Below are 15,393 nucleotides of genomic sequence, written 5' to 3' on the forward strand. Positions count from 1 at the left end.
CAGACCGACACGGATGTGAAACAATGGTTAACCTGATCGAAAGAGTCGATCAGCCGCGATCCAGTACCGAGCGGAGCTTGTGGCCTAGCTGTTCCACCGTGAACGGCTTGGGGATGAAGAAGACGTCGCTGTCCACGATCCCGTTATGAACCACGGCGTTGCGCGTATAGCCGGTCGTGAACAGCACGGGGAGGTCCGGCCGTAGGAGGCGCGCCTGGTCAGCCAGTTCGCGGCCGTTGATGCCAGGCATGACGACGTCGGTGAAGAGCAGGCGAATGTCCGGACGCGCGCGGACCAGTTCCAACGCGTGCTCGCCATCGACAGCCTCGATCACCCGATAGCCGAGCTCCTCCAGCGCATCGAGCGACATGCGCCGCACCTGCTCTTCATCCTCGACGACCAGGATCAGCTCACCGGCCCTGGCGCGCGGCACTTCCATCGCCATCGGCTCGGCCCGGCCCGTGTCGGCCGGGCCGAGATGGCGGGGCAGGTAAATCTTGATCGACGTGCCCTGCCCCAGCTCCGAATAGATTTTCACATGGCCGCCTGACTGGCGGACGAAGCCGTACACCTGGGCGAGCCCGAGACCGGTGCCTTTGCCGACGCCTTTAGTAGTGAAGAACGGCTCGAAGGCGCGGTCGATCACCTCCTGCGGCATGCCGGGACCATTGTCGGTGATGACGACCGCAACATACTGCCCCGCCGCCACGCCGTCGTGCCGTGCCGCATAAGCGTCGTCCAGATGAGCGTTCATTGTTTCGATCGTCAGCCGGCCATGGCCGTCCATGGCATCGCGCGAGTTCACCGAGAGGTTGAGCACGGCATTTTCGAGCTGTCCCGGATCGGCATGGGTCCGCCACAGTCCGCCGGCCAGCACCGTCTCGATGCTGACCCCCTCGCCCAGCGTCCGGCGCAGCAACTCCGACATGCCGGACACCAGCTGATTGGCGTCGATCGCCTGCGGCTGCAGCGGGGACCGGCGGGCGAAGGCGAGCAGTCGCTTGGTAAGACTCGCGGCACGGTTGGCGCCTTCGAGCGCGTGGCCGATCGCCTGTCGGGCGCGGTCCGGATTGGTGGCGAAGCGACGCTCGGCAATGTCGAGGCTCCCTATGACGATCGCGAGCATGTTGTTGAAATCATGCGCGATGCCGCCGGTCAGCTGGCCGATCGACTCCATCTTCTGAACCTGCCGGAGCTCGCCCTCGACCTTTTCGCGCTGCGCCATCTGCTCGATCAATGCGCGGTTGCTGGCTTCCAACTCTCCATTCTTTCGCCGCAGCGCCGATTGGCTGAGCCCCAGGATCAGCACGATCGAGGCTGCCATGACCGAGAGCACCGTAATCAGTGTGTAGCGGCTCAGCCGGCGCGCGAAGGGCTCGATCTCGCTGAGGATCAGCACGCGCCCGATCCGGCGCCCACCGCTCACGATATCCGCGACGCCCAGTGCCAGCCCAGAGGGCGGCGAGCCCTCGACGAAGCGAGCGGGCGGCATGACGCCGGCGCGACCGAACCCAGTCAGCAAAGCGCCGCGTTCGTCATAGAGCGCGACGGCCCGCGCCTGCGGGTCGACCCCGAACGGGTTGACCGCCTCGCGTGCAGCTTCGAGGTCATGGAAATCGACCGCAGCCGTCGCGCTGCCGGCCAGAATGCGCGCGCGGATCTGGGCACGCTGCTCTTGCTGGAAGCGATAGTCTCGATCGGCTTGGGTGACCACAAGCACGCCGAGCAGCAGCAACAGCACGGCGAAGATGCCGGCTGCCGCTTGCGGCACACGCTGCCAGCGAGCGATCACCGACCCTGCCTCGGCCGTACCGATAGGGCGAGTCCCAGCAGCTTGGACGAAATGTTCAGTCCTCCGTCGGCCGCAGCCTGATCGTTGACGTGGAACCGGACTCGGTTGGCCGCGACCTGGAAGTGAATCATGCCCCGCGCCTTGCTCCACCGATCGTCCGTTATGGTCAAGACCGGCGAGGATGCGAGCGCTGCCAGCGCGGCGGGCACCGGCTGCCGGCCCGACCCGGCAAGATAAGCGATGTCACAGCCGCTGCCGCGCGCGATCGAGTCGAGCCGCCGAACCTGGATCGGTCGACCGTCCACCTGCTGTCCCGTCGCTGCCTGCTCCAAGGCTCCGCCGAGTACGTCCCGCCCAACCTGACAGATGGTGACCGGCCCCGAACGGATCGGCCAACCTACATACGCGGCGAACTTGACGAGATATGCCGCCTTGATCGCCGCTTCGCTCGCGGCCTGCGCGCATGCCGGGGCGGGCGCGAGCAGCGCCAGCGACAGGACAAAGGCACACCTAAGGCTCAAAGGCCGAACCGAACGCCCAATGCGACGATCCGGCGGACCAGCTGCCCGCGGTCCGGGTCAGCGCTCTCGTCACGCCGCGCGTGCAGGAGATTGGTGCCGGACAAAAAGAGCTCGGCACTGTCAAGGAAGCGCCAGCCCAGGCGCGCATCGGCATCGGTATAGGCGGGTACGCGAGGGTTCGGCCGACTGCCGTAGCGTCGCACCTGGAAGTCGAAGCCGAGCGTCGACGTGAAGTCGACGCGGCCGCCGAGCTGGGCGAAGTAATCGGGATCGTTGCCGAGGGAGATGAAATTCTCGAGGTCGGTCTCCCCCTTCCGCAAGCGGAAGCTGCCGTCGAGTACCGTCACGCCGGCGTTGAGGCGAACGGCATGCGCGACCTGCCACGCGCCCCAGGCCTCTACGCCCCAATTCTCTCCCTTGATGCCATTCGCAAGCTGCACGGGCAGGATCGTCACCGGGGTCACCTTGGTCGTGCGCAGCCGGTCGTAGAGATTGTAGAAGCCGGTCACCGAAATGGTGAGGTTCGAGGCGGGCTGTCCGCGATAGCCGAGTTCGAACGCCGTCAGCTCCTCGGCTCGGAATGTTCCTGCCCTGAGGATGATCGGATGGGTGAGGTCCCGATCGATGCGCGACGGCTCGCGGACCGCCCGCGAGGCGGCCGCCCAGAGCAGCAGATCCTGGCGCGGCTGCCAGGCGAGGCGAAGATTGGGGAGCAGCTCCAGCCCGGTGAACGTCGTTTTTTCCGCCTTCAGTCCAGCGGTCACCGCCAGCCCGCCGCCCATATCGACGCGATCCTGAGCAAAGCCGTTCAGAATCCACAGCGTCTTCGCTTCCGGATCGAGCACGAACGGATTGAGATTGTTGTTAAACCGATCGCGGACCATCCGCACGCCGCCGCCGAACACCAGCGCGTGGCGTCCCTCGCTCCGGTTGTGCTGGACCGCGATGTCGCTGGTCTCCAGGCGATCGTAGACCAGCGTAAACCGCCGGGCGAAGCGGCTGTAGTAGGCCTGCACCTGAGTCTGTGCCCCGCTCTCGGCCATATTGGTCCAGCGGGCGAGAATGTTCTGACCGTTGTCACCGTCACGCTTGCCGCTGTCGGCATTATGTTCGAACAAGTCGCCCTGGACGGTGAAGTGATTGGCGTCGCCGCCGAAGTCTGCGCGGAACCCCGTTTGCCACCCCTCGCTGCCATCGCGCAGGTTGCGGTTGCCGGACTTGGGGAACCCCCGTCGATTCCAGCCCTCCGCATAGATGCGGATGCCGCCATTGCTGCCGATCGGGGCGCCATAGCGGAGCAACGCGGTCTGTTCGAGCGAGGCGCCGGTCGCACGCGCGAGTAGCCCGTGCGTGTCACGGGCATCCTTGGTCATGATGTTGATTACGCCGTTGACGGCGTTGGTGCCGTAGAGCGTGCCGCCAGGTCCGCTGATCACCTCGATCCGGTCGATGTCCTCGAGCGGCGTGTCGAAGAGTTCGTAGAAGACGGTGGCCGCGAGCGTCGAGTAGATCGAGCGGCCGTCGATTTGCACCAGCGTTTTGTTCGCGGTCTCGGCGCCCTGAAAGCCACGCGCGGTTACCGCATATTGCCGCGCGTCGATCCGCTGCACGTCCAGTTGCGGCGCCATCCGCAGCACTTCCGGGAGCGAGCTGCCGCCCCAGCGCAGGATGTCCTCGTTGGTAATGACAAACAGCGACGCGGGCGTGCCGCTCAGCGGCTCCGCCCGGCGCGATGCCGACGTCACTTCGATTTGGGCCAGTTCCTCGATCGACAGGCTGCTCAGCTGATCCGCGCCCGGCGGCGCGACCGCAGCCGCAGCCAGCGCGACGCCGGCCAGAAGGCCATAAGCCAATGCGAACTCTCCCCTTTTCGCCGCTGTACTATGGTGCCGGTCGGCCGTCCCTCAAGCGCAAACACGCGGAGGATGCAAGCCGCGCCTCCCGACAATCCGTAACGTATCTGCAATGAACGCGTTCCGGTCAGGCTCCGCCGGGCCGCTGATCAACAGCCTTGCGCTGCCGACAGAGGACGGATTAGCGTTTCGAGAAATTCGAGGGACTTGCCATGGCCGACGCTTACATCATCGACGCCGTCCGCACGCCGCGTGGGATCGGCAAGCCGGGCAAGGGCGCGCTCTCCCACCTTCATCCGCAGCATCTCGGCGCGACCGTGCTGGGAGCGCTGAAGGAGCGGAACGGCCTCGACACGGCCACCGTCGAGGACATCATCTGGTCGACTTCGACCCAGGAAGGCAAGCAGGGCGGCGATATCGGCCGCATGTCCGCGCTGGCGGCGGGCTATGACTGCAAGGCCTCGGGCGTAACGCTCGATCGCTTTTGCGGGGGCGGCATCACCAGCCTCAATCTTGCCGCGGCGAGCATCATGTCCGGCATGGAAAATTGCGTGATCGCGGGCGGTACGGAGATGATGAGCTATCAGCAACAGCTCGCCGCCGAGCGTGCCGCCGCCAGCCAGCCGCCGCGCATGATCGGTGGCGGCAACCCGGCACTCGACAAGCTCCATCCGCAGTCGCACCAGGGCGTGTGCGGCGACGCGATCGCCGCGCGCGAAGGCATTGCGCGGGGCGATCTCGACGCTCTGGCGCTGGAAAGCCAGCGCCGCGCCGATCGCGCCATCAAGGAGCGGCGGTTCGACCGTTCGGTAGTGCCCGTGCTGAACGAAGACGGCACGGTCGCGCTGGACCGTGAGGAGTTCCCTCGCCCCGAGACGACGGCCGAAGGGCTCGCCTCGCTCAAGGCCGCCTTTCATGCCTTGGCCGATCATGACCTGGGCGGCGGCTTCACCTTCAAAAAGCAGATCCAGCGCGTCTATCCGGACCTGGACTGGGAGGGGGTGCACCATGCCGGCAACAGCTCCGGCGTGGTCGACGGTTCCGCCGCGATTCTACTCGCCTCCAAAGCCTATGCCGATGCGAACGGCCTTACGCCGCGTGCCCGCATCGTGGCTTTCGCCAATGTCGGCGATTGCCCCACGCTTATGTTGAACGCGCCCGTGCCAGCGGCCCGCAAGGTGCTGGCGAAGGCGGGGCTCAGCAAGGACGATATCGACGTCTGGGAGATCAACGAGGCATTCGCGGTCGTCGCCGAGAAGTTCATCCGCGACCTTGAGCTCGATCGCGCCAAGGTCAACATCAATGGCGGCGCAATGGCACTCGGTCATCCGATCGGCGCGACCGGATCGATGCTGATCGGCACCGCGCTCGACGAACTGGAGCGCTCGGGCGGTCGCTACGGCCTCGTTACCATGTGCGCTGCCGGAGGGATGGCGCCCGCGGTCATCATCGAACGAGTCTGACTTGCGGTCCCTTGCCAGAGTGTTCTCATGCGGCACCGGGAAGCACGTCGTGTAAATTATTTACATGACCACTGCATAGACCGGCGTGGACTGATCATCGACACTCGAAACCCGCACGGTGTGCTCTGCCACTTGCGGTGCTCCATCGGTACCTCCTTCGAAGATCACTTCGCCAGATCGAGCGACAAGGACAAGGGGACGTACCGTGACCTATCAAGAGCAGATTGCGAGCGCACAATCGCTGGTTTCAGCCCGCGGCAGCGCCTGGAGCGGTATCGGCGCCGAGAGCATCGCCCGCATGCGTCTGCAGAACCGCTTTCGGACGGGATTGGACATTGCGCGCTATACGGCTGCCATCATGCGTCGCGACATGGCCGCCTATGATGCCGACCCGGCGGCCTACACCCAGTCGCTCGGCTGCTGGCACGGCTTTATCGGCCAGCAGAAGCTGATCAGCATCAAGAAGCACTTCGGCACCACGAACCGTAAATATCTTTACCTGTCCGGCTGGATGGTTGCGGCGCTCCGTTCCGAGTTCGGCCCGCTGCCCGACCAGTCGATGCATGAGAAGACCAGCGTGCCGGCGCTGATCGAGGAACTCTATACCTTCCTGAAGCAGGCCGACGCCCGCGAACTAAGCCTCCTGTTCCGCGATCTCGACAAGGCGCGTGAATCCGGAAACGAGATCGAGGCGCAGCGGCTGATCGCCGCCATCGACGGCTTCCAGACGCATGTCGTGCCGATCATCGCCGATATCGATGCCGGCTTCGGCAATGCCGAGGCGACTTATCTGCTCGCCAAAAAGATGATCGAGGCGGGCGCCTGCGCCTTGCAGATCGAGAACCAAGTCTCGGATGAGAAGCAATGCGGCCACCAGGACGGCAAGGTGACCGTCCCTCATGAGGACTTCCTCGCCAAAATCCGCGCCTGCCGCTACGCGTTCCTCGAACTCGGCGTCGACGACGGCCTCATTGTCGCGCGCACCGATTCACTGGGCGCGGGCCTCACCAAGCAGATCGCGTTCAGCCGCGAAGCGGGCGACATCGGCGACCAGTATAACAGCTATCTCGACTGCGAAGAGGTGACCGATCTCGCCAGCCTGCGCGGCGACGTGGTCATCGAACGCGATGGGAAGCTGATGCGGCCGAAGCGCCTGCCTTCGAACCTGTTCCAGTTCCGCGAAGGTACCGGGGCGGACCGTTGTGTGCTCGACTGCATCACGTCGTTGCAGAACGGCGCCGACCTGCTCTGGATCGAGACCGAGAAGCCCCACATCGAGCAGATTGCCTCGATGGTCGACCGCATCCGCGAAGTCGTGCCCGACGCGAAGCTCGTCTACAACAACTCGCCGTCCTTCAACTGGACGCTGAACTTCCGCCAGCAGGCTTATGACCGGTGGGTTGAGGCGGGCCGGGACGTGTCGGCCTATGACCGCGCGCGGCTGATGAGCGCCGAATATGACGAGACCGAGCTGGCGCGGGAAGCGGACGAAAAGATCCGCACCTTCCAGAAGGATGCGTCGGCACGGGCGGGCATCTTCCACCACCTGATCACGCTGCCGACCTATCACACGGCGGCGCTCAGCACCGACAATCTGGCCAAGGAGTATTTCGGCGACGCAGGCATGCTCGGCTATGTCGCCGGCGTTCAGCGCAAGGAAATTCGCCAGGGCATCGCCTGCGTCAAGCACCAGAACATGTCCGGCAGCGATATCGGCGACGATCACAAGGAATACTTCGCCGGCGAGGCCGCGCTCAAGGCCGGCGGCGCCCACAACACGATGAACCAGTTCGCGGCGTAGGAGAGGAGACGATCAGCCTGGCGAAGCGCCAGGCTCGGTCGTCAACACAGCACGACGAATGAGTCGAAGGTCATCATGCCGCTCCTTGTGAGCCAGTGACTGTCGTCAACGAGCGGCAGAACTTCTGCGGAAGCCAGCACCTGATTGGCGGCAGTTCCCGAGATCGAGGACGCGAAGATAAAGTCCGCTGCCGTCAGGTTCAGCGCGGCGGCGGAGCCGGAGACATGGGCCACATATTCGTCGGTGGAGTCGAACTTCCCGTTGCGGTTGTCGTCGCGGATGATGCTGGTACCGAGCACGCCGTTGATCGTCTCAGGGTTCAGGATGTAGTCGGACAGCGCACCCACCAGCTGGATCCTGTCGTCCGCGCCGAAGTCCAGGATCAGCGCATGGTCGGCACGCCCCGCTGAGCCGGCGAGGTCGTCATCGTAGAAGAGGCCACGGGCATCGCCGAGCACGAACAGGTCCGCGCCGCCGCCACCATAGAGATAGTCGCGCGTGCCCTTGCCTGGATTGGACCCCGTCGCGGCAACGCCATGGATGATCTCGCTCGCCGCCGTGCCGCGGATCGTCTCCCAGGGCGCCGCCGTCCCGTACAGGGTCGGCGTCGTGGGCGGCGGTGCCGGGGAGGGCGTGGGCGTCGGGGCCGGCGCGGGACTGCTGCCGGCAAAGGTGAATGCCGCCGCCGTCAGGTTCAACGCAGCGCTCGAGCCGGAGACATGGGCGACATATTCGTCGGTGGAGTCGAACTTCCCGTTGCGATTGTCGTCGCGGATGATGCTGGTACCCAGCACACCGTTGATCGTCTCCGGATTGAGGATGTAGTCGGACAGCGCACCCACCAGCTGGATCTTGTCGTCCGCTCCGAAGTCCAGGATCAGCGCATGGTCGGCACGTCCCGCTGAGCCGGCGAGATCGTCGTCGTAGAAGAGCCCACGCGCGTCGCCGAGCACGAACACGTCCGCGGCGCCGCCTCCATAGAGATAGTCGCGGGTGCCCTTGCCGGGATTGGACCCCGTCGCAGCTACGCCATAGATGGTTTCGCTCGCAGCCGAGCCGCGGAGCGTCTCCCAGGGCGCAGCAGTCCCGTACAGGGTCTGAGGCGTCGATGCTGGGGACGGCGTCGGCGTGGGAGCGGGCGCCGGTGCGGGCGCAGGGGTCGGTGTCGGCGTCGGTGTGGCAAGTTGATAGCCGACACCCGGAATGATCAGGTCTGACGCCCTCAACGGAGAGTTCAGATTGGGCACCAGACTGCTCAGGGCGGGATTTGTCCAGAAATCCTGGTTGCCCGAATTTGCCAGCAGCCCGACTTTGCTTCCGACGATGATACGTTCCGCCAGATTGTTGGTGAGCGTCAGCCCGGTCGTGTCCTGGACCTGAATCCACATATATTCGACGTCGGACTGCTCCGAGAGCGTCGAGTTCCCGGAGATTTTCACGTTACTCCCGTCTTCGATGTAGATTCCATGGAAGGCGTCGTTGCCGTGAATGAGGTTGTTCTCGATCTGAACGTTCACATAGCCATAGCCATTGGCGGCGTTCATGAAGATGCCCTGCGGGCCGACGCCCGACCCGTTCAGCACGACATTGTTCTTGATGACGATGTCGCGCGATCCAAAGGGTTGCCCGACATTCCAGAACTGAATGGCGTCGGCATGATCGGAGCCGACCGGCCGAAAGTTGGTGAAGCTGTTGCCGTCAAGCTGAACGCCGCGCACGGCCGCGACGTCGATCCCGTCGGACCGCATTTCCCGGTAGTCGTTGCGCAGAACCGCGACCGAGGAGCTTTGCTGGAGCAAGGTCCCGCGGAACAGCTCCTCGAACCTGGAATCGTCGATGGAGAAGCCGTCGACCCGATTGACGTACAGTCCGATGCCGTCGTTCGACGGGTTGCCGTCGAGAGACCCGTGAATGAAGGAAGAGGAGAAGGATATCCGGGCGGAATCCTCCACGGTCACGATCTTGGTATATTCCGCCTCTCCAGCCTTCAGCCCGCGTCCGATGTCGACGGACGAAAAGGCGATCGAGGAGGAGCGCTCGACGAAGAGTGTGTCGAAATGCGCCGCGTTCGATGGGTCGGACTGGATCGTAACGACCGAGCTATAATTCCTGTCGGAGAGCCTGACCTCTCCATAATTTCCGCCAGCCAGCTGAATGGTGTCGCCGCCGCGCGCATTGTTTAGGGCGGCCTGCAACTGGGCGGCGTTTGAAACGTTAAACGTACTCACTGGTGTCCCCTCGCCCCGCGTCCGTCCGCTTTCACCGACCGGCAGCCGCCGATCGGTTCCTTGCAGTCGAAAGTGAGCAGACGCGTCGCATGACTTTCCGCCGGACAGCCCAGGACCACATTCCCCTCGAGAAGGAGCATGGCACGGGCCTCACGGCGAACCAGCGCCCCGCGCGCTGGCCGGCTCGGACTAGGCCAAGGGGTTTACAGGTTATACTAAGATAGACGTCGGATGCGGCCAGTCGGCACGATTTTGCGGCGGCGCGATCAGGCACCGCCGCCCTGCACGCTCAAAGCATCCGAAATCGTCCGGGCTCAGGGGTGCGCGATCCAGTGATCGGTCAGGCCGGCCCAATTCGGCGCCGGTTGATAGACGTCGTAGATGGGCTCGGGGAGCGGCGCGACACTCAGTTGTTGCGCGTACCGGCCACCCGTGTCGGCAAGGTCATCCAACGCGTTGGGGATCAGCGTGGACGCGTGCGATTGGGATGCGTTGCCGCCGAGCATGCCCGAGAGGAAGGACGACGCTGCCGACGACAGTGGCCCCTGCGTGGGTGCCTGGTAGCCGACACCCGGCGCGATCAGGTCCACCGGCGTGTGCGGGTTCACGAGGTTGGGCAGGAGATTGCGATAAGCACCGCTTTCGAGAGTGATATTCCCTTGCGAGACCAGGTTCGTCAGATTGGAGTTCAGGATCAGGCGATCAGTGACGTTGTTTACCACGGTCACGTTCGTGCTGGACTCGGCCAAGATCCAGAACAGCTTGTCGTCACCCGAGGCCGAGGTGATCGTGTTGTTCGCAATCCTGAGATTTTCGGCATTGTTGACCGAAATGCCGTGATAGTCGTCGTTGCTGAACATCAGGTTGTTTTCGATCGTGACGTCCCGGAATTTATACGTCTCGTTGTCGGACATGAAGATGCCCTGAGCGCCCTTGCCGGCGACGGTCTGGATGAAGACGTTGTCGCTGATTGTGATGTCGGACTGACCCTTGGTCTGTCCGGTGTTCCAGAACTGGATGGCATCGGCATGATCGGTGCCGTACCGATTGAAGTCGGTGAACGTGTTACCCCGGATCACGACATGGTCGTTGCCGGCAAAATTCGCGCCGTCGCTGCGAATGCCTTCGAACGAGCTGTTGTAGAGGCCGACGCCGTCCACGCGCTGAAACAGCGCACCCCGAAACAGTTCGGTGAACTTCGCATTGTGGACATAGACGTTCTTCGAGTCCGTCACATAGAAGCCGATCCCGTCATTGGTGGGGTCATTGTCCAGGGAGCCGTGGATCGAGACGTCCACGAACCGGATGTTGGCCGAGTTCTGGACCGTGTTGAGCTTCGTATACTCCGGCTCGGCCACCGACAGCCCGCGACCCAAATCAAGCCCCTTGAAGGTCAGATAGCTCGAGTTCGAGACAGTGATCCCATCAAAATGGACTTGGCCGGTCGCGCTCAGCGCCTTGACCGTCACGGGAGCGGTGAACTTCTTGTTATTCAGGTTCAACGAACCATAATCGCCCGCGGCGAGCAGGATGGTGTCTCCGCCCACTGCCCGACCGAGCGCCGACTGCAACTCGGTGGCATTGGTGACTTGGAACGTCGGCATTTTTGAACTTCCCTACTTCAGGCCTCGGCGAGGCGTCGCAGGGTCTTTAGGTTCGGGGCGGTGAGGCACCGGTTGCGCAAACTGGTTAACGCGGCGCCCACCCCTATTCCGTGGTGCGACGACCAGTTAGAGGCCGCTCAGGGAGCGCTGCCACCTCGATGATCGACGATAGTTTGAAGACCGATGCCCCCGATCGGCTCCGTCTGCTGATCGTCAGCGCGCTGGTCGATGGCACCGATGTCAGCGAGCCGTTTTTCGCCTTCAAATGGATCGAGGCGCTGGGACATCAACATCAGGTCACGCTGCTGACGTTGCAACGCCAAGGGCGGCAACCGACATGCGAGCAGCTGCCGCATGTCGAGGTGATCACCTGGCCGGAACCCAGGCTGCTCGGCAGGATGGAACGCGTGCGCGCGATCGCCAAGCCGGGGTGGACGATCCTCTCCCATCATAGCCGCAAGTGGATTCGGGAAGCACTCCGATCCGGCCGCACCTTCGACGTTGCGCATCAGCTCTATCCGGCGGCGATGCGGCACAGTTCGCCCCTGCGACACTTCACCATTCCCTATGCGATCGGGCCCGTCGCCGGCATGGTCACCACGCCGCCAGCCTTTGCGCCGGAAGTGCGATCCAACGCCTTCGACTATCTGCGCCAGCTCGATCGATGGCGGCTCCGCTACGATCCGATGCTGCGCCGCAGTTTCGAACATGCCGACGCGGTGATCGGCGCCGCTCCTTACGTCGCCGACGTCCTCTCCGGCTTGGCGATCAAGCGGTTCGCGGTAGAGCCCGAGGCGGCGGGGGGCGCCGCGCAATCTCGCCCACGGACCGAACGATCATCGGGCCTGCGTCTGCTCCATGTCGGGCGCGCGATCCGTACCAAGGGCTTGCGAGACGTGATCCGGGCAATGGGCCGATTGCGGGACCGGCCTGACATTACACTCACCAGTGCCGGCATCGGAGAGGATCTCGACCAATGCCGCGAGGAAGCCGAGAAGCTCGGCGTGGCCGATAGAGTACGCTTCTTGGGGAAGATCCCCAGGGCGGAGGTTGATGAACTCTACGCGTCTCATGACCTATTCGTGTTCCCCAGCTTCCGCGAGCCGGTGGGTAGCGTGTTCTTCGAAGCGATGAGTTGGGGGCTTCCGATCGTCACCGTGCGGCGCGGCGGGCCCGAGGCGATCTTCGGGAAAGGCGGCGCCATCCTCCTCGACGTCGAAACTCCGGATCAGCTCGCCGACGATCTTGCGCGCGCGATCCGACGCTTGGCCGACGACAGCGCGGCACTCGTCAATCTCACGCGCGAGTCGATCGATTGTTACGCGCGCCTTGGCAGCTGGTCGGACAAGGCGCGCCGGATCAGCGCGATCTACGGTGCGATTGCGCGAACGTCCTGAGTGCGCGCGCGGATTAGGCCGCGCTCCTTCGCAGCCAGATAGGCGATGGCGGCGCTCATACCGAGAAACATGTGAAGCAGCGGCAAATTGTCCGTTTGGCTCAGCACCCAGCGCACCTGAATGGCGACGACGATGGTGCAGGCGAGCGGCAGGGCGAGTGCCGACAGCCGGTCGTTCGAGAACCAATAAACCTGCAGCATCTTGTAGGCTGCGTAGAAGAACATGCCGAAGAAGAGCAGGCCACCGAGCACGCCATAGTCGAGCAGCACGGTGATCAGATAGCTGTCGACGGTCAGCTGCCCCCCCGGCGTGTAGAAGCCCAGCACGTCGCCGCTCCGGCCCGAGCCGTAGCCGAAGGGGTTGCGGAACAACTTCGGCCACATCAGCGCGAATTGCTCCTTGCGTCCCTGGTCGCTGAAGCCGCTCGAGCCGCCGCCGATCGTCCGGTTGCGGATCGCGGGAATGGTGAACATGCCCACCATGAAGACGATGGCGCCGGCAGTATACAGCAGCGACACGGCAGGAGAGATCAGGTCCGACTTGGTCCGGCTCCAACGGCGAAAGCCCCACACACAGCCATAGACGGCGTGAGCGACGATCCAGCCGAGGATGCCCAACCGCGACTGCGTCAGGTTGATGGCGAGCAACAAGAGCAGGTCGGCCGCGATCCATAGACCGATCGCCAACAGCCGGGTGCTGTTCATCAGGCGGTGAATGATGAACGGCGTCACCAGCGCGAGGAACTCGGCCATCGAAAGCGACACCGAGAAGATTGTGGTCACCCGATAGCGCCCGTCGCGCAGCTTGCCCGCGAGCGTGCGCAACACCGCCTCATCCTCCACCTTCAGGAAGGAAGGGATGTAGTTGGCCCATAGCACGCCCTGATTCCAATATTCGGCAACGCCGATCAGGCTCAGGATGATCGCCCCGGCTATCAGCAATCGCCCGAACCGCTCCGCTTGCCCCGGCAGCGACATCACCCAGGCGGCGACGAAGAACACGGCCGTGGTGCCGAAGAGATAATCGACGAGGATGTTCAAGGATTTGAACGGGATCGAGCTCGCCGCAAGCGTGAGGATCTGAATGAGCGTAAAGCCGATCATCATGTAGGTCAGCGGCTTGGCGGCAGACAGGCCACGCCGCATCTCCGCGACGAACGCACCCGACACCGACAGGCAGATGAGGAGGATCAGCCCCATCGGGAAGATCACCAGCCTGCGGAACGAAATCCAGGGCAGGCCAGGCAGCTGAAGGGCAAGGTAATTGGGCCACAGGATCAGGATGCCGACATAGAGGAAGAAGAGCCTTGCCAGCAGCTTGGTCGGAGCGCGCCCGGTATCTGGAAGGGCCCAGATGATCAGCAGCGCCAGGATGAGAAGGGGGCCTGCCAGGTAGATCGCGAGGAAGGGTGGCAGCAGGGTATAGAGAAACCCGTAGAAGAGGCCGCTGAAGATGCAGAACAGGAAGAAGACGCCCTTCTTCAGCACGATCTCGAGGCGGCTGCGATAGCGCCTATAATTGGGAAGCACGTCCGGCTTGTTCAGCCAGTATCCCGAGGACAGAGCCGCACGAATTCCCGAGTTCATGTCAGTTACCTGCTTGCCCAGCCGGCACCGCCGTCGGCTGATAGCCCCTGCGCGGCAGAACGAGCTCGCCTTCGATCGCTTTTGGACCGCGATTGATACCCTTTATCTTTCCGGTCATGCCGGGGTCGTCCGACAGGATGAGGTTGTTCCGGAACTCGCCCTGCTCGACGTCGACCCGGATCAGCCGCTCGGCGACATTATCCTCGACGACGGCGTTCTTGATAGCGCTCAGGCTGATCCAGAACACCATCTCGTCATTCTGCCGGGACAGCGTGGAGTTGCCGCGCACCTCGACATCCTCGGCATTGTCGATCGCAATGCCGTGCCACGCGCCGCTCGAGTAGAGCAGGTTGTTGATGACCTTCACGCGCAGATAGGGGCCCGTCCGCGCGCCGTTCATCAAAATGCCCTGGGGCCCCGTGCCTTCACCCTCGAGCAGGACGTTGTTGGAGATGACGATGTCGGTCGATTGCGGCCCGCTGAGCGTCCAAAACTGAATGGCATCGCCGTGATCGGTGCCGACCGGATGAAAGCCGCTAAACCGGTTCATGTCGACCACGACATTCTGCACGGATGCGAAGTTCGCGCCGTCACTGCGCATCTCGGCGAAGCTGTTCTGCTTCACCGCGATGTTCGATGACCGTTCGAACACGGCCGCCCGCATGACCTGCTGGATCCTGCTGTTCGTCAGGGCGATGTTCTTGCAGTCTCCGAAATAGATTCCCCAGCCGTCATTCTCGGCGTTGGAGTCGAGCGAGCCGTGAATGAAGACCCTGTCGAAGCGCAGGTCCTGGCTGTCCCGCACTTCAGCGTACTTGCTATATTCCTTCTCATTCGACCGAAGCGCGCCGCCGAACTCCAGCTCCGAGAAAGTCACGTTCGAGACTTCGTTGAGCTGCAGCCGCTCGACCAGGGCCGGCTTTTGCGGATCCTGGCTTGTGATCGTGACCGGCTGCGCGAAATGGCGGCGATAGAGCGACAGCGTGCCGTAATTTCCCGGAGCAAGCTGCAGCACCTCGCCGCCCCTCGCGCGCTCCAGAGCGGCCGCGAGACCAGCAGCGTCGCGCACCACCTTCGGCTCGCCGCCCCCGCTTGCGAGCTGGGCTGCCACCGCCAGGAGAGCCATTGCTGCGAGGATCGGCACAATC

Annotated in this window: 10 protein-coding genes; 3 read left to right on the forward strand and 7 right to left on the reverse strand. The window is 63.6% G+C overall.

Annotation, left to right across the window (positions count from 1 at the left end; genetic code table 11):
- Window positions 1–49 precede the first annotated feature (49 nt).
- From HJG53_RS03350 to HJG53_RS03355, 3 genes are read right to left on the reverse strand one after another with little or no spacing between them, the layout of a single operon-like run.
- On the reverse strand, window positions 50–1,792 hold the full coding sequence (locus tag HJG53_RS03350) for an ATP-binding protein (RefSeq protein ID WP_368039492.1): 1,743 nt from the start codon (window positions 1,790–1,792) through the stop codon (window positions 50–52).
- On the reverse strand, window positions 1,789–2,313 hold the full coding sequence (locus tag HJG53_RS18310; RefSeq protein WP_217352576.1) for a YfiR family protein: 525 nt from the start codon (window positions 2,311–2,313) through the stop codon (window positions 1,789–1,791). The genes HJG53_RS03350 and HJG53_RS18310 overlap by 4 nt, the downstream gene beginning before the upstream one ends.
- A complete protein-coding gene (locus tag HJG53_RS03355; protein WP_171127744.1) occupies window positions 2,310–4,166 on the reverse strand; it encodes a TonB-dependent siderophore receptor in 1,857 nt (618 codons plus the stop codon). Before HJG53_RS03355 ends, HJG53_RS18310 begins: the two co-directional genes overlap by 4 nt.
- Window positions 4,167–4,378: 212 nt before the next feature.
- Here HJG53_RS03355 and HJG53_RS03360 point away from each other — a divergent pair, with 212 nt between their 5' ends.
- Window positions 4,379–5,629, forward strand: a complete 1,251-nt coding sequence (locus HJG53_RS03360; RefSeq protein WP_171127745.1) for an acetyl-CoA C-acetyltransferase — start codon at window positions 4,379–4,381, stop codon at window positions 5,627–5,629.
- 205 nt (window positions 5,630–5,834) lie between these two features.
- Window positions 5,835–7,430: an isocitrate lyase gene (locus HJG53_RS03365; protein ID WP_171127746.1), complete on the forward strand. Its 1,596-nt coding sequence runs from the start codon at window positions 5,835–5,837 to the stop codon at window positions 7,428–7,430.
- Between the two features lie 41 nt (window positions 7,431–7,471).
- Here HJG53_RS03365 and HJG53_RS03370 read toward each other — a convergent pair whose 3' ends face one another.
- Together HJG53_RS03370 and HJG53_RS03375 are read right to left on the reverse strand one after the other, a co-directional pair.
- Window positions 7,472–9,658 carry a right-handed parallel beta-helix repeat-containing protein gene (locus HJG53_RS03370; RefSeq protein WP_171127747.1) on the reverse strand — a complete coding sequence of 729 codons (2,187 nt, stop codon included), beginning with the start codon at window positions 9,656–9,658 and terminating at the stop codon, window positions 7,472–7,474.
- A 314-nt stretch (window positions 9,659–9,972) separates the two neighbouring features.
- Entirely contained in the window at window positions 9,973–11,262 is a 1,290-nt protein-coding gene (locus HJG53_RS03375; protein WP_171127748.1) for a right-handed parallel beta-helix repeat-containing protein, read from the reverse strand.
- A gap of 158 nt (window positions 11,263–11,420) precedes the next feature.
- Here HJG53_RS03375 and HJG53_RS03380 point away from each other — a divergent pair, with 158 nt between their 5' ends.
- A complete protein-coding gene (locus HJG53_RS03380; protein ID WP_171127749.1) occupies window positions 11,421–12,659 on the forward strand; it encodes a glycosyltransferase in 1,239 nt (412 codons plus the stop codon).
- Here the strand turns inward: HJG53_RS03380 and HJG53_RS03385 are convergent.
- Entirely contained in the window at window positions 12,632–14,245 is a 1,614-nt protein-coding gene (locus tag HJG53_RS03385; RefSeq protein WP_171127750.1) for an O-antigen ligase family protein, read from the reverse strand. The genes HJG53_RS03380 and HJG53_RS03385 overlap by 28 nt on opposite strands.
- 1 nt (window position 14,246) lies before the next feature.
- A complete protein-coding gene (locus HJG53_RS03390) occupies window positions 14,247–15,371 on the reverse strand; it encodes a right-handed parallel beta-helix repeat-containing protein (RefSeq protein WP_217352577.1) in 1,125 nt (374 codons plus the stop codon).
- Between the last annotated feature and the right edge of the window lie 22 nt (window positions 15,372–15,393).

This window comes from Sphingomonas sp. ID1715 (assembly GCF_013044515.1).
Classification (GTDB): domain Bacteria; phylum Pseudomonadota; class Alphaproteobacteria; order Sphingomonadales; family Sphingomonadaceae; genus Sphingomonas_B.